Origin of the sequence: Streptococcus sp. HMSC071D03 (genome assembly GCF_001812125.1) — a bacterium.
GTDB classification, from domain to species: Bacteria; Bacillota; Bacilli; order Lactobacillales; family Streptococcaceae; genus Streptococcus; species Streptococcus pseudopneumoniae_N.
This window is the reverse complement of record NZ_KV807817.1, coordinates 1,121-1,645: the sequence shown is the minus strand read 5'-3', so window position 1 is coordinate 1,645 and position 525 is coordinate 1,121. Positions and strand designations below refer to the sequence as shown.

Here is a 525-nt window from a genome sequence, read left to right as displayed (position 1 = left end):
CAAGAACAGTTAAGTTATCCTATTCTAAACTACCAGGTAAGTTATTGGTCAATCAAGTGCATGTTTGGAAATCTGGGTTAGATGATTTGGATAAGGCCACTCCCAAAACTTTAGAAGAATCCTCATCTGTTCCATCACTGCCAAATACTACAACAAAATGATGATATTGCATGGAAATAGAAGAATGTAAGCAAATTTCAATTCTTGATGTAGCCAATCGTTTAGGTATCTCCTTTAAACAAGTTTCGAGCAGTGTCTATGAACATCCTGAACACGATTCATTCCGAATTTTTTCGAATACCAATACTTTTAAATGGTTTTCAAGAGATATTCAAGGTGATGTCATTGATTTTGTTCGACTTGTTAAGGGAACTTCCTTTAAAGAAGCTCTAACTTTTCTTTCTGAAGAACCTTTTCAAAAAGAAGCTGTTCAAGAAAATAGAGATAGACCATTTTATTATCCTTTAAAGAGAATAGAAGATTCTAGCTGTAGTCTGGCTAGATATTATTTAACAGAATGTAGAG

1 protein-coding gene and 1 pseudogene are annotated in these 525 nt (G+C 33.5%); both read left to right on the top strand.

The features are described from left to right. Nucleotides 1–161: pseudogene (locus tag HMPREF2837_RS09765) on the top strand (peptidylprolyl isomerase); the annotation flags it as partial. Between the two features lie 9 nt (nucleotides 162–170). After that, the coding region (locus HMPREF2837_RS09760) for a hypothetical protein (RefSeq protein ID WP_083306471.1) at nucleotides 171–525 on the top strand (355 nt) is incomplete at its 3' end.